Origin of the sequence: Paraburkholderia sp., from assembly GCF_028283785.1 — a bacterium.
Classification (GTDB): Bacteria; Pseudomonadota; Gammaproteobacteria; order Burkholderiales; family Burkholderiaceae; genus Paraburkholderia.
Genome location: NZ_JAPWKB010000013.1, coordinates 272,940 through 294,436, shown reverse-complemented (window position 1 = coordinate 294,436; position 21,497 = coordinate 272,940). Strand labels below are relative to the sequence as shown.

Genomic DNA, 21,497 nt, shown 5'->3' with positions numbered 1-21,497 from the left:
CGCGCGTTACATCACCATCGTGCCATCGCTGGCGAGTTTCAGATGCATCTCGAACGCGCGGCGCAGCACGTGCGGCGTTTGTCCGCCGCCTTGCAGCGCTTCTTTTGCGTAGTCGCGCAGATAGTCGCGGTACGAAGGATGCGCACAGTGTTCGATCACCAGCGCGACGCGTTCCCGGGGTGCGAGTCCGGTCAGGTTCGCCAGCCCCTGCTCGGTCACGATCACATCGACGTCGTGCTCGTTGTGGTCGCAGTGCGGCACCATCGGCACGACGCTCGAAATCGCCCCGCCCTTCGCAACCGATTTCGTCGCGAAGATCGCGTACGACGCATTGCGCGCGAAATCGCCCGATCCGCCGATCCCATTCATCATGTGCGTGCCGCCCACATGCGTCGAGTTCACGTTGCCGTAGATATCGACCTCAAGCGCGGTGTTGATGGCAATCAGCCCCATACGACGAATCACTTCCGGATGATTGCTGACCTCCTGAGGCCGCAACACCAGCCGGTCACGATAGCGCGACAGGTCGCCGAACACCTTGCGCTGCCACGGGTCGGACAGTGTGATCGACGCGCCGGACGCAAAGCTCACCTTGCCCGAATCCATCAGTTCGAACGTCGAGTCCTGAAGCACTTCCGAGTAGATCGTCAACGCCTCGAACGGCGACGCGGCAAAGCCCGACAACACCGCGTTCGCGATGGTGCCGATGCCTGCCTGCAGAGGCGGCAACACTTTCGGCAAGCGCCCGCGCGACACTTCATGCTGGAAAAATTCGATCAGATGACCCGCAATCGCCGCTGTATCCGCATCCGGTTGCTGCACAGTCGAAGGACTGTCCGGCATATCCGTGACGACGATCGCCGCGATCTTGTCGAGCGGCACCGGAATCGCAGAGACGCCGACACGTTGATCGACACGGGTGATCGGCAACGGTTCGCGCATCGGCCGCTGCGCCGGTGTCCAGATGTCGTGCAAGCCTTCCAGATCCGCCGGTTGCGCAAGGTTCAGTTCGACGATCACCTTGTCCGCCGCGAGCACGAAATCGGCCGCGTTACCAATCGAAGTAGTCGGCACGATCGCCCCGCTTTCGGTGATCGCGCAGGCTTCGATTATCGCCACGTCCATCCGGCCGAGCCGGTTCGCGCGCAACAGTTCGACCGTCTCGGACAGATGCTGATCGACGAACATCACGCTGCCGTTATTGATCGCGCGTCGCAACGTGCCGTCCACCTGGAACGGCATGCGCCGCGCGAGCGCGCCGGCTTCGGTCAGCTTGCGATCGGTGTCGTGACCGAGCGATGCGCCGGTGATCAACGTGATGCGCAACGGTTCGCCTCCGGCCACGGCGCGCTCGGCGAGCGCGGCGGGCACGGCCTTCGAATCGCCCGCCCGCGTGAAGCCGCTCGCGCCGACGATCATCCCGTCACGGAACAGCAACGCCGCGGCGTCGGCAGACATGATTCTGTCGTGCAACGCACGGCACCGGATACGATCTTCATACATTGACATGCTCCTGCGACCCGCGCTGGCGGGCCAATCTCGTTGTGGTTGTGTAGTTGATTTTTCGGTCGTCCTCGCACGACGCAGATTCACTATAAATTCCGACGCTCGCCGGATAAATCCCTGCTTCGTCAAAGCTGAATTTCAACCGGAGGAACGATCACCCATGCGTTCAGCGCATGCGTCACCGGAACGTGCGACGGTTCTGGCTAAACGGCGCGTCACGATCGAGCAACGCGGCGCGGATAAAGTGCAACGACGTCACGATGCGTCTCATATCGCGCTGCAGATGACGCTTCGAGTGTTGCCGTGTTTCGAGTGGCACGTATGCATGCGCGGCGTCGAGTGCGCGATTCACGGCGTCGATTGCATCGAGCGCGCTCAGTTCGCCCGGCTCCCGGAACAGCGCCACAACCGCAAGCGCGAGGCGCGCCACGACCGTCGCCATCGGATCGTGCGTGTCGCCGTCGGCGTGCACACGGGCCAGCGCTTCGCGCAGATCGATCATCGCGTGGCCGATTTCGAGCGTCGCCAGCGTCCAGCGCACCGCGTCGCGATGCTTGCGCGAGCGCGCCGACAGCAGCGCGCGCAACTGGAACATCAGGTCGTGCGTGCTCGAATGAAACCGCTGGTTCAGGCGGTCGAGCGGTCCGGTACAGGCCAGCGCGATCTGTCCGCGCAAGGTGCGAAGCGTGCGCCGCACGAGCCACGGCGTTTGCGGCGGCAACACGACGGCGAGCCCGATTGCGGTGACGGCCATTGCGGCAATCACGGCCACGCCGTTGTTGATCAGCGTGTCGGGCGTGTACGCGATCACGTTGTCGGGCCCGGCCAGCAGACATAAAAAGACCAGAAAACCGGTGCCGTAGCCGGCTGCATGACGACGCGAACCGATAAACACGCCAACGCCGATCAACGGCGCAAGCACCGCGCACAACAGCGGCAAGCCGTCGATTGCGGGGTACACGCGGCACAGCAGCAGATAGGCTACCGCAACCGATAACGCGGCCCCGGCAGCCATTTGCGCGGCGAGTTGCGCAGGTCGCGCGGAGGTCGAACAGAGACCGCAGGTCAGCGTGGTCGCGATCACCGCCATGCCACCGCTGGTCCATGCGGTCGCGATCCAGAACCAGCCCACGCTGGCCACGATCGCCGCAGTGCGCACGAAGGTCGCCGCGACGACGATGCCTTGCGTGCGGTTCTCGTATCGCGCCGGAATACGGTCGGATTGCGAATGCGGTTTGTCGTCGCGCCATGCGGCGAGCGTTGCGGCATGACGGATCAAATCGTCGACGAAGCGGCTGAGCAGTTCGCTCGCCGTGTCGAAATCGGCCAGCAACGACGGCGGATTGCCGTCGAGCGCATAGCGGTCCGCTTGCAGTTGTGTTGTCAGGTGGCGCTGAAAATGGCGCAGATGCGCGGCAAAAGAAGCGGCGTCCTTTGCGAGCGCGGGATTGTCGGCGGTATCGAGCGCGGTCAGCAAACCGGCAAGTTCGGTCAGATGCGGCGTGAGCGCGTCGATGACATGGTGACTGTCGCCGATGCCCAGTCGCCTCAACAGTTGATGCATTGCATGCAGACGCGCGCATGCATCCATGAATTCGCTGTTGAGCCGCGCGAGCCGGCGCGTCTGATCGCGCTTCGCCGCCGCTTCGTAAGCGACGAATTTGCGTGCCGCTTCGAGCCCGACGATATCGTCGACCAGCTCCGCGAAACGCCGCTCGAAACCATGCCGCTCGACACGCCGTTCGAGCACGCTGGCCGCGAGCGCACGAAAGGTTTTCTCGCGACGCAGCAGCGCATGCGCGAGCGTGTCGGTCGCGCGCATCGGCATCAATAGCGCGCTGACGGCACTCGAACAGATAATGCCGAGCGTGACTTCGGCCGCGCGGTTCAGCGCGGCGAGCAGCAGATCGTGGGGATGTTCGACGAGCGGCACGCCGATCAGCGCAGCCGTGTAGCCGGCGAGCACGAAACCGTACCAGCGGAATTGACGGTAACGCACCGCCAGCGCCGTACAACCGGCAACCCATACGGTCAATCCGGCGAGATACAGGCCAGGCTCCTGCACGAACAGCGCGCCGAGCACGACGGCGGCCACCATCCCGAGCGCGGTGCCGGCCAGCCGGTACAGGCTCTTCGCGAGCACCATCCCGGCCAGCGGTTGCATCAGCACGACGGCGGTAATCATCGCAATACGTGGCTGCGACAGATCGAGCAGCATCGACATGCTCATTGCGAGCAGAACGGCCGTGATCGTCTTCAGGATGTGTAGCCACAGCGCGCCGTCGGTGGACAACCAGTGGCGTCCAAGGTCGCCCGCCGCCGCCCGCATACGAACGCTCCAGGCCGGCAAGGCTGCCGTGGCCTGTTTCGTCATCGCATGTCCATCGTTCATGACCGTAATCTGCCTCGCGGCGCGTATTGTCGGGGTGCCGGCGGCTTGCATGCGTGTAGCGCATGGTCGGTATTCAGGCATGCGTCGGACGCATGCGAATGCCTGACTGCCACGGCAAGGCGCCGATTCTGGACGCGACGACGATCAAGATTAAGTGCCGTTCCTGGAAGCATTCTTTCCTGATTTGACAACAATCAAGGCTTGCAAGAGGCGGACAATGCTGCTTCCCCCCGAAGGCACTGGTTTTTGATGGATACGTTACAGAACATGCGGGTCTTTGCCCGCGTGGTGGAGTGCGGCAGCTTTACCGCAGCCGCCGACAGCCTGAATTCGAGCACCGGGGCGATGTCCCGCGCCGTGACGGAACTCGAAACGCACCTTCGTACACGCCTGCTGACGCGGTCCACGCGCCGCCTTTCGTTGACGTCCGCCGGCGAGCGATACCTGACACGTTGCCTGCAAATCCTCGCCGACCTCGACAGCGCCGAAGAAGAAGCGAGTTGCGCGCACGAGCATCCCACCGGCACGTTGCGCATGTTCAGCTTCGCGAGCATCGGCCAACATTACATACTGCCTGCGATCGCGGAATACCGGCGCAACTTCCCGGATGTCTCCGTGAATCTGACGCTGTCGCAGCGCATGCCCGATCTGTTCGAAGGCAGCAGCGACGTGGCGATCGTATCGGCGGCTTCGCTGCCCGATTCGGAGATGGTGTCGCACCGGCTTGGCACGACGTTCAGCATTTTGTGCGCGTCGCCCGAGTACATCCGCCAGCGCGGTGCACCGCAAACGCCCGCCGATCTCGCGGTACACGAGTGCCTGCGTCTGCAGATGCCCGCGTTTCCGGCCGATGAATGGACGCTCGAAGGACCGGACGGAATCCAGACGCTGCCGATCACGGGACCGGTTCAGGTGAATATCGCCGAATCGCTGGCGGTGGCAATTCGCGAAGGGCTGGGCATCGGCATGTTGCCGCTCTATGCCGCCGTTGCCGGTTTGAAGGATGGTTCGCTGGTGCGGGTGTTGCCGCAACACACGCTGCAAAAGACGAATATCTGGGCGCTTTACGCATCCCGGCGTTTCGTGGATGCGAAAACCCGTACGTGGATCGATTTTCTGCGCACGCGCCTGCCGCAGTTGATTACGCGTGACGAAGCGACGCTCGCCAGCGTCGATGCGGCGTTGCCATGCATTTTGGGAATGGATGGTCCGCAGGCCTTCGCTGCGGCGTCGGCGGCAACGGAACTGGCAATCTAGCCGTCAGGCTTCGCGGGCGGCGCCAGCGGCCGCCCGTCCGCGCAGCCAGTTCATCGCGCTGAACAGCGCCACCGCGAATACGATCAGGATCGTTGCGACCGCGAGAATCGACGGGTCGATCTGGTCGCGAATTCCGCTCCACATCTGTCGCGGCACCGTGCGTTGATCCGGTCCGCCGATAAACAGGATCACGATCACTTCGTCGAACGAGGTGGCGAACGCGAACACGCTGCCGGTTGCAACGGCGGGCGTGATCAGCGGCAAGGTCACCCGCCGAAAGGTGACCCACGGCGGCGCGCCGAGACCGGCTGCCGCACGCAACAGGCTCTGGTCGAACGACAGCAGCGACGCCGTTACCGTAATCACGACGAACGGCGTCCCGAGCGCCGCGTGCGCGAGCACTACGCCCGCATACGAATTCACGAGCCCGAGCGGCGCGAAAATCAGGTAGAAACCGGCCGCGACCACGACGATGGGAATGATCATCGGCGAGATCAGAAGCGGCATGATGATCGCGCGAAACGGAAAGCTCGCGCGACTGAGCCCGAGCGCGGCAAGCGTGCCCAGACAGGTCGAAATCAGCGTCGCGGCCGCGCCGATGCCGATGCTGTTTGCAAACGCGCGCTGCCAGTCGTGACTGCCGAACGCCTGCGCATACCAGCGCAGCGAAAAGCCGTCCATCGGATACGAAAAATACGAGCCCGAATTGAACGACAGCGGCACGATGGCGACGATCGGCGCGACCAGAAAAAAGAAAATCACGCCGCTGTGAATGCGCATCGCCGTGGCCGCGACACGCTCCGACATCATCCGGCGATGAGTGGTCTGCACGATAAGTCCTCGCCTCGTCTAACCGAACCGCAGCCGGTCGATCCCGACCAGGCGGTTGAACAGAAAATAAAATACCGCCGTGAAAATCACGAGGTACGCGGACAAAGCACCGGCGAGCCCCCAGTTCAATTGCTCGTTGGTTTGCGACGCGATCAACTGGCTGATCATTTCGTCACCCGCACCGCCCAGCAGCGCGGGCGTGATGTAGTAACCCAACGCGAGCACGAACACCAGAAAGCAGCCTGCGCCGACGCCCGGCAGCGTCTGCGGAATATAGACGCGCACGAACGCGACCACCGGATGCGCGCCGAGCGATTGCGCCGCGCGCACATACACTGGCGAGACACTCTTCATCACCGAGTAAATCGCGAGAACCATGTACGGCAGCAAGATGTGCGTCATGCCGATCAGCACGCCGGTGCGATTGAAAATCAGCGGCAACGGGTGGCTCGCAAGACCGAGCCGCCCCAGTGTGCTGTTCACCACGCCGGCCGGTTGCAGCAGCACGTACCACGACGTCGTGCGCACCAGCAGCGAAGTCCAGAACGGCACGATCACGAACAGCATCAGGCGGTTGCTCTGCTTCGCGGGCAGGTTCGCGAGCAGATACGCCACCGGATAACCGAGCACCAGGCACACCAGCGTCACTGTCGCGCCGATCCACACCGTGCGTGAAAACGCTGCGCGATACACCGCGCTATCCGCCGCAACCGGTGCGATCGTGCCATCGGGCGAGACCTGCGCATCGACGGCGTTCAACAGGTAGTCGGGCGTCGGCGATGTTGCGGCGCGCTTCAGGAAGCGCCATGTATCGCTCTCGCCCCAACGCGGATCGAGCTCGATCAATGCAGGCTTCCATGCCGCAGGCGTTTGCGATCGCACGGTACGCGCGGTCTTCATCAACAGGCTGCGAAACTCCGGTTGATAGAAATTCAGTCGACGCGCGACCGTGCCGAGTTGACCTGACTGCGACGCCTGAACCAGTCCGCTCGCCAATGCGGCAAAAGCGCCCTCGCCCGGCACGCCGTTACCGTCCCATGCGCGTAGCGCATGCGTCAATTCCGGCATGCTTGCGGGCACTTCCGGGTTCTGGACGCTGCGCGCGAGCAGGATGGCAATCGGTGCGATAAAGGTCGCCAGCAAAAACACCAGCAGCGGAAACGCGAGTAGAAATGCGCGCGCCGACGCCCGCTGGCGTGCTTTACGAAATGCCGCGCGTCCAGCGAAACCCGACGGCGTTTCGTTGGACGGCAGCGTGCGCATTGGAGTGTTCAACGTCGCCGTTCCGGTTGGTTGAGATGCGTGTGCCGTTACTGCGTCAGCCACACCTGGAAGCGCTTGTTGATCGCGTCGGCGTTATCGGCCCAGAACGTCGCGTCGATCTGCAATGCACGCTTGAAATTGCCGGGCGCAGTGGGCAGGTCGCCGAGGCGGCTCTTGTCGATCAGCGGAATTGCGTCCTTGCGCGGCGGCGCATAGGCGATGTACCTGGTCAAATCGGCGTAACTCTGCGGCTGCGATGCGGAAACGATGAACTTCGCAGCGGCATCCGCATGCTTCGCACCGGCCGGAATGCCCCACCATTCGTAGTCGTAGACCTGTGCATCCCACACCGACTTGAACGGCTTCTTGTCCTTATGCGCGGCATCGTCGATGCGGCCGTTGTAGGCCTGCGTCATCACGACTGCGCCATCGGCGAGCAACTGCGGCGCTTGCGCCCCGGCCTCCCACCACACGATGCTCGACTTGATCGTGTCGAGTTTCTTGAACGCCCGATCGACGCCGGCAGGCGTTGCGAGCACCTTGTAGACGTCCTTCGGTGCGACGCCGTCGGCAATCAGCGCCCATTCCATCGACACCTTCGGCGATTTGCGAAGGCCGCGTTTGCCCGGGTATTTCTTCAGATCGAAGAAGTCGTTGATCGACGTGGGCGCGGTTTTCAGTTTGGTCGTGTCATACGCATAAACCGTGGACCACACCATCGCCGCCACCGAGCAATCCAGGATCGAGCCCGGCAGGAAATCGCTGGTCTTGCCGAGCGTCTTCTTGTCGAACTTTTGCAGAAGACCTTCGTCGCATGCGGTAATCGCATCGTTGGTTTCGAGGTCGATCAGATCCCATGTCGGGTTCTTCGCCTGTTCCATCGCCGACAGTTTGGCGAGCCCGCCGTCGTACGACTCGGTTGCGAAGTCAATGCCGGTCTTCGCGGTAAACGGCTCGAAATAGGCCTTCTTTGCAGCGTTTTCATAGGCGCCGCCAAAGGTAACGACCGACAGCGTTTCAGCGGCATCGGCAGCCGCCGAGAACAATGCGAGCACGGCAAAAGTGGCGACGGCGAGGCGGCCAGACCGGAAGGCTGAGCGAGTGGCGTGCATGTTCAGTTGACTCCTGCTATGAGTGGCGAATTGGAGGGAGAAGCGGAAACGACAGCAGCACTGGAGGACATCACCGCGCCGCGCGATGCGGCCATTGCGAGAATCTTGCAGTCGTCGTGCCGCCATGTCACCGTGGTCGGTTGACCGAGTGCGGGCAGATCGTGACGCTGCGTATTCGGCACCTTGACGATCACGCCTTCGCCGTGTCCAAGCATCAGATGCACGCGGTGGTGATCGCCGCAATACACCAGTTCCCTGACGACGCCGGTGACGGTATTCGCGTCCGCGTCGGTGGGGACATCGGTGGCGCTGGCGATATGCGCGCGCTCGGGGCGCAGGGCCAGCATCGCTTCCTCGCCCGGACCCACACCCGTGCCGCAGCGTCCGCGAATCGTGGTGCCGTCGGCCAGCATCAGCGTGGCCCACGTGTCGCTCGACGCGACGACACGGCCTGTCAATCCATTGTTCTCGCCAACGAAATTCGCCACGAACGCGTTGGCCGCGTTTTCATAGAGTTCGCTCGGCGTGGCAGCCTGCTGGATACGTCCGTCGGAAAACACCGCAACGCGATTCGACATCGTCAGCGCTTCCGTTCTGATCGTGCGTCACGTAGACGACCGTCAACGACAACTCGCGATGCAGCCGCATGATTTCGTACTGCATGGTTTCGCGCAAGCGCTTGTCGAGCGCACCTAGCGGCTCATCCATCAGCACCACGCTCGGTTCGAACACCAGCGCGCGTGCCAGCGCCACGCGTTGCTGCTGACCACCCGACAACTGCGCCGGCCGGCGCGACGCGAGTTGCGGCAACTCGACCATCTCGAGCGCCCGTTGCACGCGCACTTTCTGCTCGCTACGGCTCACCTTTCTCACCGACAGCGGAAACGCGACGTTCTCCGCGATCGTCATGTGCGGGAACAAAGCATAGTTCTGAAACACCATGCCGATATCGCGCTGATGCGGCGGCTTGTCGTCGAGGCGCTTGCCGTCGAGACGGATTTCGCCTTGCGTCGGCGATTCGAAACCGGCAAGCATCATCAGCGTCGTCGTCTTGCCGGAACCGGACGGTCCAAGCAGAGACACGAATTCGCCTTTGGCGACATCGAGATCGAGCCCGTCCACGACGGTGTGTACGCCGTCATAGGATTTGCTCACGCCCGCGAACGAAATAAAGGGTTGGCTGGCCATCGTCACGTGAGAAAGAGGTTCGCATTCATCGATGCGTGCTGCGCATGCATCAATCCGCACCGCGCATCGCAGTGGACGGTGCGGCGGTATCCGTCATCCGCTGCGCGAGATAGCGCGCGAAATCATAATTGGGCCGTTCCAGATGGCTCAGATGACCCGGCTTTGCAAGCGGCGCGCCGACACCGCGAAATACCGCCTGCACGCCGCGCCGGTCTTCGGCATTCACTTCATCCAGCAAGGTCTTCAGCGTTACCATATACCCGGCCGCGTTGGGATCGGCGACGAATTCAGGCGCCAGTCCGCCGCCGAATCGGATATGCACGCGTGCGGTTCCGACCGGCTGCAGCACCAGATACCAGAAGTAACCGGGCGTCAGCGTGATCAGATGCGTGGGATAGATCGCCAGCAACGCCGTCGTCTTGCGCCAATGCCCGGTAAGACGCGTGTTATCCGGATGCGCATTGCCGATCGGCAACGATGCTTCCTTGGTAATCCAGTGATAGTTGAAAGCAGCCGACCCTGGTGGACATTCCATCTCCTCGAGCCGCGAATGCGGGCCTACCGTCGCGCGGTGCAGCATCGGCAGGTGATAGCTCTCCATAAAGTTTTCCGCGAGGATCTTCCAGTTCGTATCCCACACGTGCTCTTCGTAGAAGGTCTCGACATACGCACCCATGTCGTACGCTTCGATCAATGTCGCAAGCTCGGCAAGTTGGGTCGCCACGGCCGGCGCGTCCGCGTTTAGCGTCACGTACACCCAGCCTTGCCAGGTTTCGCAACGGATCGACGGCAGTGCGTACATGTCCTTGCAGAAGCCCGCCTGGCGCTCCATCATCGGTGCGCCGCGCAGATGGCCGTCGAGCGAGTAATTCCATGCGTGATAAGGGCAGACGATCCGCCTGACGTTGCCCCGCCCTTCCAGCAACACCGACATCCGGTGCAGGCAGACGTTGGAGAAAGCATTCAGTGCGCCGTCCTCGGCGCGCAGCACGACGATCGGCTGGCCGTCGATATCTGCGGTGACGTAATCGCCGGTATTCGCTAAAGCACTCTCGCGCCCGACGCAAAGCCACTCGCGCCGGAAAATCTCGCGTTGCTCGATAGCCAGAAACTCAGGTGACGTATACACAGCGGGCGGCATCGCCCGTGCATCGTTAAACGGACGCTCACAACCCGATTGCAACTGCCGGACGATCTCCTGTCCAGCATCCGGTGCCGTTGAAACGGTTGCCATCCAGCCTCCAGTTCAGCGATTACGTTGCGCACGCCACCAATCTATCAAGTCAAATTGCCAGCCAAAATATTGTTTTCGGATGTAGTAGACAGTTTTTCGCTATGCAATAGAAGCTTAGTGATGCGCATGTAATTGACGAATCTCTGACTCGCAAAATGCTGCAAAGCGCTGAACAACCTGCCGGGGTTTCATATTGCGCGACTGCGCAATGCCAAGTGTGGTCGCATTCACTTCATCCTTGAACGGCTTGATCACGAAGTCTTCTCCGTCTACCGTCCGGCTCGACTTGAGCGGGAAGTTAAGAATGCTGTAGCCGAGTCCGTTGGCGACCATGCCCCGCACGACTTCCGGTTGCGACGACCTGAATGCCGGTACCGGACGGTTGCCGAGTCCGTCGAACAGCGCGGCGAAGTACTCGCGGCTATGCGGAAGATCGAGCATCACATAAGGCTCGTCCAGCAGATCTTCGAGGCTGACTGTGGGATCTTTTGCAAGCCGGTGCGCTTTAGGCAAGATCACGTAAGGCGGAAGATTGACAAGCGGGGTGAAGGCAATGTCGTCGGTCAGATCCAGGCTGTACGTGAGCGCGATATCCAGAGAGCCGTCGTTCAAGCCACGGAACAGATCGTCCTGATGCGCTTCGAGCGTGTGAAAGTTGATGCCTGAATTGGCTGCGCCTTTATCAGGGTTAATACTGGCCGTCGATGCGATGAAGCGGCTCATGACGGCCGGCATCAACGGCGGTGCTAAAGAAACAAGACACCCTAGCGCAATGGACCCGGACATCCCGCCGTCCAGTTCTTTAGCAGCCAGTTGAAGTTCTTCCGCGTTCTTAAGCAGATTGCGAGCTTGCCCGAGCATATCTCGCCCGGCCTGAGTCAGAGAGAGTCCGCTCGCATGATGACGGATAAAGAGTTGCACCCCGAACGACGTTTCAAGCTCCGCGAGCGCGGTCGAAATGGACGGCTGGGAGATATGCAGACGCCGCGCGGCGGCCGTAAAAGACAGAACTTCGGCCGTCACGACGAAGTAGCGAAGCTGGCGCAGCGAGTAGCGCAACTGGGTGACTTCCATCAAACGCCTCGGCCGGTGGTTGGCGATGTGTGCGCCGATTGTGCACGTTCATAAATGCGCTGCATAGGCAAAACCGATCTTTTGCATTTTTGAAATTTGTTTTTCAGATGCTTGGCCCCGGCGTAGATTTTCCTCACGGACAGACGCAATGAGGAGTGGGCGATGGGCCAGATCTCTGTGAGTGTCGGCAGCGAAGCGAAAGCATCGGCGGGCGCAGCGGGCGATGCTCATACGCTGCGTCATGCGTTCCTCGAGTCGATGGCGTCGAACTCGACGTCGGTGAGCGTCGTGACGACCAGCGACGGCGAGCGTCCCGTGGGCGTCACGATCAGCGCATGCACATCGGTCAGTGCCGATCCACCTACCCTGCTCGTCTGTATCAACCGGCGCAGTCCGGCGCATGCGGCCGTTTCGGCGAACGGCGTGTTCGCGGTCAATCTTCTGAATGTTGCTCAACGCGGCATTGCGGACACCTTTGCGGGCCGCTCGAACAGCAACAAACCTTTCGACTTCTCGTGCTGCACCGTCACGCACGGCACACATTGCGCGCCGCTCATCGACGAAGCGGTGGCATCGCTCGAGTGCGTGCTGATTGCGCAACAGGACATTGGCACTCACACCGTGTTCTTTGGCGAAGTCAAAGGCATCCGGCTCGGCGCGCCATCGCCGCTTCTCTATTGCCGGCGCGATTACGGCCGTTTCGAAGCATTCAAGGAAAGTGTTTAGGCGAGTGCTTCTCTAGCGCGCCTTTCGAGGCTTCGTTGCACATTCCATTCAGTTCTCTCCCGGACCGAGGCACATTAAATGATCAGGACAGGCGAGCAGTACCGCGACTCGATTCGCGACGGGCGGCAAGTGTGGATCAACGGCGAGCGTGTCGCCGACGTGACCACCCATCCGATGTTCAAGCCGATCGTCGATATTCGCGCCCGCATCTACGACCTCGCGCACGAGAAGGCTACGCAGGACGCGATGAGCTACGTCGACGAGACGACCGGCGAGCGCAATGCGATTGGCCTGAAACTACCCTATTCGCAGCAGGATTGGCACGACAAGCGACGCGCCGTGGATACCGTGCTCGACGATATCGGCGGCATCGCGACTCGCGTCGGCGATGAAACCATTGGCGAAATGTGGTCGCTCTACGACGGCAAGGATGTCCTGAACGAAGTCGATCCGCGCTTTGCGGACAATATCGAGCGGCATATTCACCGGGCGCTGCACGCCGACCCGTTCCATGTGTCCGCGAATACGGACCCTAAAGGCGACCGCTCCAAACCGCCTCAGGAGCAGGACCCGGACATGCTGCTGCATGTCGTCAAGGAAACTGATGCGGGCATTGTCGTGCGCGGTGCGAAATATGAAACCGCCGCAGCGTATGCAAACCAGGCCTTCGTCAAGCCGACCATCGCCAATTGGGGCGATGCGAAGCTCTCCGACTATGCCGTCGGCTTTATCGTCAATATGTCGGCACCGGGTCTTAAGTTTATCTGCCGTACCGGCTTTGCCGGTCGCGCGAATCCCGACGACTATCCACTATCGAACCGTTGCGATGAAATCGACACGTTGCTGATTTTCGACAACGTACTGATTCCGTGGGAAGACGTGCTGTTTTATCAGCACACCAAGGCCGCGACGTTTATCCGCGCCACCTTGCATCGTTATAGTGCTTTTGCATTCGTGCAGCGCAATTTGCGACTCGCCGACCTGATGATAGGCGCCGCACTGTTCAACGCGCGTCAAACCGGTCTGGAGAAACAGCAAGCGGTACAGGAAAAGCTCTCGACGCTGGCGGTCTACCGCGAAACCATCAATGCGCACCTGACCGCGTCGATTACGATGGCCGAACGCAGCCCGGCCGGATTGATGATGCCGAATCAGTCGCTGCTCTATACCGGCCGCGTACAAGCGTGTTCGCGACTCCACGAGATGATGCATCTCGCGCGCGAACTCTGCGGCGGACAAATCTGCGTGACCCCAGATGCGGCGTCGTTTGCGAATCCGGAAATCAGTAGCTGGCTCGACAAGTACTACACCGTCAACGATAACTGGGCGGCGGACGACCGTCGCAAGTTACTTGCGTTCGCACGCGACCTGCTGAACTCGGACTATGCCGGACATCGCCTCACGTTCCAGTTGTTCGCGCAGTCGCCGCCTTTTGCGCATCTTGCGGCAGTATTCCGCAACTTCGATTTCGACAGCACGCTCGGGCATGTCAAGAAAGCAGCGAACCTGTCGGATCGCGTCGTGCAATCAAATTCCGAACCGCGCCTTAAGCGGGTCGTATAAATCTTCATGCCGAGGCACTCATGAGTCATACCCGCATCCGGAAGTTCAATACGCGTGACACCTACCCGGAACAAAAGCTCGACAACGATTTGTGCCAGGCAGTGGTCGCGAATGGGACCGTCTATCTGCGCGGTCAGATTGGCCAGGATCTCGACACACGCGAATCGGTCGGAATCGGCGACGTCGCCGCGCAAGCGGAGAAGGCCATGGCGAACGTCGCGATGCTGCTCGACGAAGCGGGAAGCAAGCTGGAAGATATCTGCAAGATCACGATCTATCTGGTGGACGTGCGTTACCGGGAAGCGGTATATCGCGTGGTCGGCAAATGGCTAAAGGGCGTATATCCGGTATCGACCGGTATTGTCGTGTCGGCACTCGCGCGGCCGGAATGGCTGGTGGAAATCGACGTCACGGCCGTGATACCCAATGAACCCGGAGCGGCGCAATGACCTTCTCGCTGGCGGGACGATGCGCGCGGACCGGGAGCGTCGGCGGCATCGTGTGCAGTTCGAGTATTGCGGTCCCGAGTCGATGCCTGTGGGTCAGTCCGCATGGCGTCGTACTGAGTCAGAACGTGACGGATCCGCGTCTCGGCGTATTGGGCTTGCAACTGCTTGCGCAAGGCTTTGGCGCGGACAGCGTGTTGCAACAGATAGCCGGCGCGCGCGCCTTTAGCGAATGGCGACAACTCGCGGTGATCGATAGTGATGGCAGCCGCGCGGCCGTGACCGGTGCGAAAGGTCTCGGCATTACGTCGACTGTGCCGGGTCGCGACTGCATCGGCGCGGGAAATCTGCTCGCGCATGCAGGCGTTGTCGAAGCAATGGTGCGTGGCTTCGAGGCAAATCCCGACGCGTCAATCGCCGAGCGTTTGCTTGCGGCGCTCGAAGCAGGCCTCGCGGCAGGCGGCGAAGCGGGTCCGGTGCACTCGGCGGGCTTTTGCGTCTTCGAGCGTGACGCGTGGCCGGTGGCCGAATTGCGCGTCGACTGGTCGGATACGCCAATCGAAGATCTACGCGCGCTGTGGCGTCTCTACGAACCGCAAATGAACGACTACGCCAGGCGGGCGAAGAACCCGGAACAGGCGCCCTCCTACGGCGTTCCCGGTGATCTCTAGGCGCATCATGAGGGCGAGTGTATGACGCATCGGTGAACCGACCAGCATGCAGGTTGCGGTCGCCAATAAAGGCAAACGCGCGTACGAATGCTGCGTAAAAGGACTCGCCGGGCATTCCGCACTCACGCATCTCGGCGTCAACGCCGCCGACTTCGCGGCGGAACTCGTGACGTTCCTGCGCCGCACGGCCCGCGACCTCAAAACCTACGGCGAGCTCGATCACGATTTCGACCCGCCGTATTCCACCGTGCATACCGGCAAGATCAACGGTGGTATCGCGTTGAACGTGATACCGGATCACGCGGAAGTGGAATTCGAAATCCGCAATCTTCCGGCGGACAATCCGTCGGCCATCGTCAGTTCGGTGCGCACTTACGCGGATCGCGAACTCGTGCCGCAGATGCGCGAAACTTACGAGGACAGCGCAATCGAATGGCGCGAACTGGTCGATTATCCGGCACTGGCGGACCAGCCGGACGCCGCCTGGCTGCGCGAGCTCGCCTGTGCGGCAGCGGGCAACGACGCGGTTCGCACGTTGTCGTTCGGCACCGAAGGCGGTCTGTTTCAGGCGATCGGCATTCCGACCGTCGTTTGCGGTCCGGGCTCGATCGAACAGGGCCACAAGGCCGACGAATACGTCGAACTCGATCAGTTGTCGAAATGCCTTGCGTTCATGGATCGTCTTTGCGCCCGCGTCGCCACGACATTGACCACCTGACATCGCCGCCAGGCATCGCAAGACGCGCAACCAGTGCACCACGGTGCGCGCCGATGCTGCGCTGCATCGCTGATCGCAAACGACCCCGCCGCCATCGCGTTGAGCGTGCTGACCGAGCCTTGCGCACGCCGCGCCACGCATTCGTCATCACGCATTCCTTTTTGTCGTGTAGTCTGTTGCGCTGTTGCGTCATCGAAATGAAATGTCCTGATTCGATCCAGCCTGCTCCACGACAAAGGAAAACGCAGAGATGAGCTCTATCCACTTCATTGGTGGCGAAAAAGGCGGCGTCGGCAAATCGCTGGTCGCCCGCGTGCTTGCGCAGTACTTCATCGACCGTAATCTTCCGTTTATCGGCTTCGACACCGACCGATCGCATGGCGCCTTGCTGCGCTTCTATGCCGACTTCGCTGCGCCCGCCGTGCTCGAACAGCATGACAGCCTCGACCCGATCATCGAACACGCGCTCGAGCAACCCGAACGCCGGGTACTGGTCGATCTCGCGGCGCAAACGCAAGAATCGTTGCGCAAATGGCTGGACGACGCGCAGGTGATCGAACTCGCGCAGGAGCACGACCTGAAGCTGACGTGGTGGCAAGTCATGGATGCCGGCCGCGATTCCGTCGATCTCCTTCAGCAGTGGCTCGATACGTTCGGCGAGCGCCTGAAACTGGTGCTGGTGCTAAACGAAATTCGCGGCGACCGGTTCGATATTCTCAATGCGTCGGGACAGCGCGAGCGTGCCGAATCGATGGGCGCAAGCGTGATGCATATCCGCCGGTTGCCTGACGCGACGATGCAGAAAATCGACCGTCAAAGCGCGAGCTTCTGGTCCGCGATCAATAACAACGACCGCGCGACAGGCTTCGGCCTGCTCGAACGTCAACGCGTGAAAGTCTGGTTGAGCCGCACTTACGAAGAACTCGACAAGCTCGCGTTATAGCCTGTTTTCAGGCATCGATCGTATTCACGCCAGTGATGCCGGATCATTCGCGCGACGCAGTTCGCGCATGATCCGGCGCGTTCACGCTTGCCAGTCAAGGATAAAACACACCATGCAACTGCGGCGCAGATGGATCGTCGGGATGGCGATCGCAACGATCGCAGCGATCGCGTCGAGCGCGGCTGCGGCCACGACCGCCCCGGCCGATCAGGCCGTCACCGACAAAGGCCGTGTGCAAGGCGTAACGTCCGGCGATGTAATCGCGTTCAAAGGTATTCCCTATGCGGCGCCGCCAGTCGGCAAGAACCGCTGGCGCGCCCCTCAAACGGCGGCCGCATGGCCGGGCGTGCGCGACGCATCCAGCTTCGGTCATGACTGCGCGCAACATCCGATGCCAGGCGATGCCGCGCCGCTCAGCGCGTCGCCCGCGGAAGACTGCCTCTACGTCAATCTATGGAAACCGGCAGGCGCAACGAGTGGCCATAAACTGCCTGTGATGGTGTGGATTTACGGCGGCGGGTTCGTGAACGGCGGCTCGTCGTCAACCGTCTACGACGGCACGTCGTTCGCACGAGAAGGTGTCGTACTGGTCAGCTTCAACTATCGGCTCGGGCGCTTCGGTTTCTTCGCGCATCCCGCGCTGACGCATGAAGCGGGAAAGAGCGGCCTGCTTGGCAACTACGGTTATATGGATCAGATTGCGGCGCTGAAATGGGTGCAGCGAAACATCGCAGCATTTGGTGGCGACCCGGCGAACGTGACCGTGTTCGGCGAGTCGGCAGGCGGTGCATCGGTGCTCGCTTTGATGACATCGCCGCTTGCGCACGGTCTCTTTAGCAAGGCGATTGTCCAATCGGGCGGCGGCCGCGCGTCGTTGCTGCCCATGCGACGCATCGCCGTCGATCAACCCCGATTGCCGTCCGCAGAGAAAGTCGGCGTTGCGTTCGCGCGGTCGGTCGGCATCGCAGGTACGGATGCAACGGCGCTGCGCGCGTTGCGCAACCTGCCCGCGGATAAAGTCGTCAACGGCATGGATATGGGTTCGCTGATCAACGACACCTATGTCGGCGGTCCATTACTCGATGGGAAACTGGTCACCGGCTATCCTGATGCACTGTTCGCGCAGCGAAAGCAGATGAAAGTGCCGCTGATCATCGGCGCGACGGGTGCCGATTTCGGCATCACGCATGCGAAAACCAAGGATGAACTGTTTCGCATGTTCGGCACGCATGCGAACGCCGCACGCATGGCTTACGACCCGAACGGCATCGCCGATTTTCACCAGATCGCTCAGGCCGTGTCGGCCGACAGGATGATGGTCGAGCCCGCACGACTGATCGCGCGTCTGGCCGCCGAGCAGAATATCCCTTCGTACGTGTACCGGTTCTCGTATGTCGCGCACTCGATGCGCACCGAGTTGCACGCCGCACCGCACGCAAGCGAAATACCGTTCGTCTTCAATACGCTGCCGGTTCGCTACGGCAAAACACTGACCGATGCGGATCGCGAAACCGCGCGATCCGCACTCGCCTATTGGGTCGCCTTTGCGAAAACCGGCGATCCCGGGGACGCCGGTGGGCCACAATGGCCTCGTTACAATCCAGTGCAAGACGTCATTCTCGGCTTCACGCATGATGGCCCGAAAGCCGAGTCAGACCCATGGCGCAAGCGGCTCGATCTGATCGAAGCCGCACATCGATAAACCGCGATGCTATAGATGCACCGGCCCGACATGAACCGAACGACGTTCGGCAAGCGGATTACTGTCCGTCGTGTTGAGTACATGCGCATTCAGGTTAAGAAGTTGTCCGCGCAAGCGGATATCCTGCGACGATGCGCCGACCAGAATATCGAACGAGCCCGCATCCGACACCCATGTACTGCGATTCACGTCGAAGTACGCAAGTGAGCGTTGGTTGAGAAATACCGTGATGCGTTGGGTTTCTCCCGGTTGCAGGAATACCTTGCCGAATCCTTTCAATTCCTTGATCGGCCTGGCCACCGGGGCGCCTCGCTCTCCGACATAGACCTGCGCCGATTCCGCGCCCGCGAGGCCGCCGGTATTCGTCACATTGAACGACACCCGGATGCGCCCGTCGCCACTCGCCACGGCCGGCGAAACGTCTAAGGCGGAGTAGCGGAACGTGGTGTACGACAAGCCGAAACCGAACGGGAATAGCGGCGTGCGATTGTTCTTCTCGTAGCCGCGATACCCTACGAAGATGTCTTCCGTGTAAGTCATCGTCAGCACATCCGTCGAGTTGGAGTATTGCGGATAGTTCGCGTAGGTCGGGTTGTCGACGATGCTGCGCTCGATCGTAATAGGCAGTTTTCCCGACGGATTGACATCTCCAAAGAGAATTTCCGCAAGCGCCTGTCCACCGTTTTCTCCCGGATACCACGCATGCAATACGCCGGGCACCGTGTCGATCCATGCATGCATATCGAGCCCCGTTCCGCCATGCACGACAGCAATGCTCTTTCGTGGACTCGCACGGCCGACGTTAGTCAGCAATTCGTCCTGAAACTCCGGGAGCGTAAACGGGTGATCGAAGCCTTCGCCCTCGTATTCGTAGCTGTTTCCAACCGCGACGACGACTGCGTCATACGTAGCAAGGTCAGGCGGCGGCACGAGCGAAGCCCAACTCAGTTGCGCGCCCATAAAGCCGCCGAACAACGGGATGTATCCCGAACGTGGCGAGTAATCGAGGCGTACCGTATACGCTTGCCCCGCTTGCAATACGATGCGGCCAGTCAATGGGATAGTCGGCGGAATGGAATTGTTGGGGAGTGGATTTCCGTCACCGTTATCGATGAGCAACTGGCCGTTCACGTACAAACGTACGGCACCATCGGCGCGAACCTTGAATACCTGCGCACCGGAAATGGTTGGCGTGACATTGCCAGTCCAACGTACCGAACCCGGTGCACTCGACGATCCATTTCCGCCATACGTCGTGCCATACGCGCTGCCGGTTGCACTGCCCGATGTGTCCAGATTGACCGTCGGTTCGACCCGCGACAATACCGGCGAGCCGCTCCAGTTAGCGTTGCCGAAGTACTCCGCCTGAATACCAGCCGCGCCCGTTGGCGTCGTCCAGACCGAACGGGTCGGATCGAGTGTCATTGAATCGATAAGCACGATTCGCGCATTACCGGCAACCTGCTGCAAGCCACTTATCTCGCTGATATAGCGTGATGCAATGATATTTGCACTACCGAATCCGGTTGGCGGTTGTGCGGTTGCCAGCTTGCCGATCACTGCAATAGTACGTGTCGAGTCATGGCTCAAAGGCAGCACGTTGTTGTCGTTCTTGAGTAACACGATGCCTTCACGCGCGACGTCGAGTGCCGCGCGCTCGGCGAAGTCGGGATGCGACTCGCCGGTTGCGGCCGGCACGCCTGCCTGAAAACCATAAGCGACCACCCGCGACAGAATACGCCGCACCTTGTCGTCGATCAGCGACTCGCTGATCTGGCCGGTGGACAGCAATGCACTGAGTGCTGTCGGCGAAAATATCGATGCGGTTGGTCGTTCGATATCGACACCGGCCAGCGCCGCGGGCAACGTGTGCTTGAGCGCCGCATAGTCGGACTCGACAAAACCCAGGAAGCCCCACTGGTTCTTTAAGACCTGTTGCATCACATGCTGGTTTTCGCAAACCGGATCGCCACCGTTAAGCCCCTGGAATCCGCACATCACAACTGCGACATTGGCATTCTTGACCGATGACTCGAACGGCACCATATAAATTTCCCGCAACGCACGCTCGCTAACCGTTTCCATCAGATTGAAACGGTTAACCTCCTGCTCGTTTGCGAGGTAGTGCTTTGCGTCGGCCCACACGCCTTGCGACTGAATACCGTTGATCTCCGCGGCTGCCATCACCGCGCCTAAAAATGGATCTTCTCCCGACACATATTCGAATGCACGACCTGCATACGGTGTCCGGTACATGTCCATGCCCGGCCCTGCGATTTGCTGAAAGCCACTAAGCCGCGTTTCGAGGCCGAGTCCCACGCCCATCTGTTTCGCGCGATCCACGTTCCATGTCGAAGCGAGTGCGGGTCCAGCAGGATACGCCACACCAGGAGGATCGCTAAGACGCACGCCGAGCCCGGCATCGCTCGCCTTGATTTGCGGCAAGCCAAGTCGCGCGATCGGTTTCACATCCCAGGCACCGGTACCGCTCACATAGTCGAGCTTTTCCGACTGCGTCATCTGGTTCAACAACGACAGCGCAATCTGGTTGACCTGCGCTTCACTCGTCGGCAAACCGGCGGGCGCGGAGTGTGCAGCGAGTACCGCCGCACCGAAGAATGCAGCCACAACGACACGAGCGCCCATGGTTTCCACCCAATGTGCAATGCCCGTTTTAACGCCCCCAACAGGCAAGGGGAACGCGAGATAAAGGAGACAATAGTTCGCACAGAAAAAACTAACAGGCCGGTAACAATCTCTTACACTCGACGTCTTTTTGTTTATCGCGTTTCTGCAAGACTCCTTAGCATCCGGTTATCGATTTCGCATTCGTTCAGACGTATTGCGTGTTGCCTGGAAAGTCGGAATGGA

At 60.9% G+C, this 21,497-nt stretch carries 16 protein-coding genes and 1 pseudogene; 8 read left to right on the top strand and 9 right to left on the bottom strand.

Features of this window, described 5'->3' with window-relative positions; genetic code table 11:
• Window positions 1-6 precede the first annotated feature (6 nt).
• Entirely contained in the window at window positions 7-1,503 is a 1,497-nt protein-coding gene (locus PW947_RS15370; RefSeq protein WP_299633186.1) for a succinate CoA transferase, read from the bottom strand.
• A 181-nt stretch (window positions 1,504-1,684) separates the two neighbouring features.
• On the bottom strand, window positions 1,685-3,898 hold the full coding sequence (locus PW947_RS15365; protein ID WP_299633185.1) for an FUSC family protein: 2,214 nt from the start codon (window positions 3,896-3,898) through the stop codon (window positions 1,685-1,687).
• 249 nt (window positions 3,899-4,147) lie between these two features.
• Here PW947_RS15365 and PW947_RS15360 point away from each other — a divergent pair, with 249 nt between their 5' ends.
• A complete protein-coding gene (locus tag PW947_RS15360; protein WP_299633184.1) occupies window positions 4,148-5,155 on the top strand; it encodes a LysR family transcriptional regulator in 1,008 nt (335 codons plus the stop codon).
• Window positions 5,156-5,158: 3 nt separating this feature from the next.
• Here PW947_RS15360 and PW947_RS15355 read toward each other — a convergent pair whose 3' ends face one another.
• From PW947_RS15355 to PW947_RS15330, 6 genes and pseudogenes are all read right to left on the bottom strand, one after another.
• Window positions 5,159-5,965, bottom strand: a complete 807-nt coding sequence (locus tag PW947_RS15355; protein WP_299633326.1) for an ABC transporter permease — start codon at window positions 5,963-5,965, stop codon at window positions 5,159-5,161.
• 39 nt (window positions 5,966-6,004) lie between these two features.
• Window positions 6,005-7,249: an ABC transporter permease gene (locus PW947_RS15350; RefSeq protein WP_299633325.1), complete on the bottom strand. Its 1,245-nt coding sequence runs from the start codon at window positions 7,247-7,249 to the stop codon at window positions 6,005-6,007.
• A gap of 47 nt (window positions 7,250-7,296) precedes the next feature.
• Window positions 7,297-8,361, bottom strand: coding sequence for an ABC transporter substrate-binding protein (locus PW947_RS15345; RefSeq protein ID WP_299633183.1), 1,065 nt, complete (start codon window positions 8,359-8,361; stop codon window positions 7,297-7,299).
• 2 nt (window positions 8,362-8,363) lie between these two features.
• Window positions 8,364-9,549 (bottom strand): annotated as a pseudogene (locus PW947_RS15340) (ABC transporter ATP-binding protein).
• A 49-nt stretch (window positions 9,550-9,598) separates the two neighbouring features.
• Window positions 9,599-10,783 carry an SRPBCC family protein gene (locus PW947_RS15335; protein WP_299633182.1) on the bottom strand — a complete coding sequence of 395 codons (1,185 nt, stop codon included), beginning with the start codon at window positions 10,781-10,783 and terminating at the stop codon, window positions 9,599-9,601.
• A 114-nt stretch (window positions 10,784-10,897) separates the two neighbouring features.
• Complete coding sequence (locus PW947_RS15330) at window positions 10,898-11,857, bottom strand: LysR family transcriptional regulator (protein ID WP_299633181.1); 960 nt, start codon at window positions 11,855-11,857, stop codon at window positions 10,898-10,900.
• A gap of 162 nt (window positions 11,858-12,019) precedes the next feature.
• Here PW947_RS15330 and PW947_RS15325 point away from each other — a divergent pair, with 162 nt between their 5' ends.
• The 7 genes from PW947_RS15325 to PW947_RS15295 all read left to right on the top strand — a co-directional run bounded on the left by PW947_RS15325 (window position 12,020) and on the right by PW947_RS15295 (window position 18,626).
• The gene (locus PW947_RS15325; protein WP_299633180.1) at window positions 12,020-12,583 is read left to right on the top strand and encodes a flavin reductase family protein; all 564 of its coding nucleotides are present in this window, start codon (window positions 12,020-12,022) and stop codon (window positions 12,581-12,583) included.
• Between the two features lie 78 nt (window positions 12,584-12,661).
• Window positions 12,662-14,146, top strand: a complete 1,485-nt coding sequence (locus PW947_RS15320) for a 4-hydroxyphenylacetate 3-hydroxylase family protein (protein WP_299633179.1) — start codon at window positions 12,662-12,664, stop codon at window positions 14,144-14,146.
• Window positions 14,147-14,166: 20 nt separating this feature from the next.
• Window positions 14,167-14,595, top strand: a complete 429-nt coding sequence (locus tag PW947_RS15315; protein WP_299633178.1) for a RidA family protein — start codon at window positions 14,167-14,169, stop codon at window positions 14,593-14,595.
• A complete protein-coding gene (locus PW947_RS15310) occupies window positions 14,592-15,263 on the top strand; it encodes a DUF1028 domain-containing protein (protein WP_299633177.1) in 672 nt (223 codons plus the stop codon). Before PW947_RS15315 ends, PW947_RS15310 begins: the two co-directional genes overlap by 4 nt.
• Before the next feature lie 46 nt (window positions 15,264-15,309).
• Window positions 15,310-15,981, top strand: coding sequence for a M20/M25/M40 family metallo-hydrolase (locus PW947_RS15305; protein WP_299633176.1), 672 nt, complete (start codon window positions 15,310-15,312; stop codon window positions 15,979-15,981).
• A 250-nt stretch (window positions 15,982-16,231) separates the two neighbouring features.
• Window positions 16,232-16,924 (top strand): mobilization protein, encoded by a 693-nt coding sequence (locus PW947_RS15300; RefSeq protein ID WP_299633175.1) that lies wholly within the window; start codon window positions 16,232-16,234, stop codon window positions 16,922-16,924.
• A gap of 142 nt (window positions 16,925-17,066) precedes the next feature.
• Window positions 17,067-18,626 (top strand): carboxylesterase family protein, encoded by a 1,560-nt coding sequence (locus PW947_RS15295; RefSeq protein ID WP_299633174.1) that lies wholly within the window; start codon window positions 17,067-17,069, stop codon window positions 18,624-18,626.
• Between the two features lie 9 nt (window positions 18,627-18,635).
• Here the strand turns inward: PW947_RS15295 and PW947_RS15290 are convergent, their stop codons facing one another.
• Window positions 18,636-21,272: a glycoside hydrolase family 3 C-terminal domain-containing protein gene (locus PW947_RS15290; RefSeq protein ID WP_299633173.1), complete on the bottom strand. Its 2,637-nt coding sequence runs from the start codon at window positions 21,270-21,272 to the stop codon at window positions 18,636-18,638.
• Window positions 21,273-21,497 lie beyond the last annotated feature (225 nt).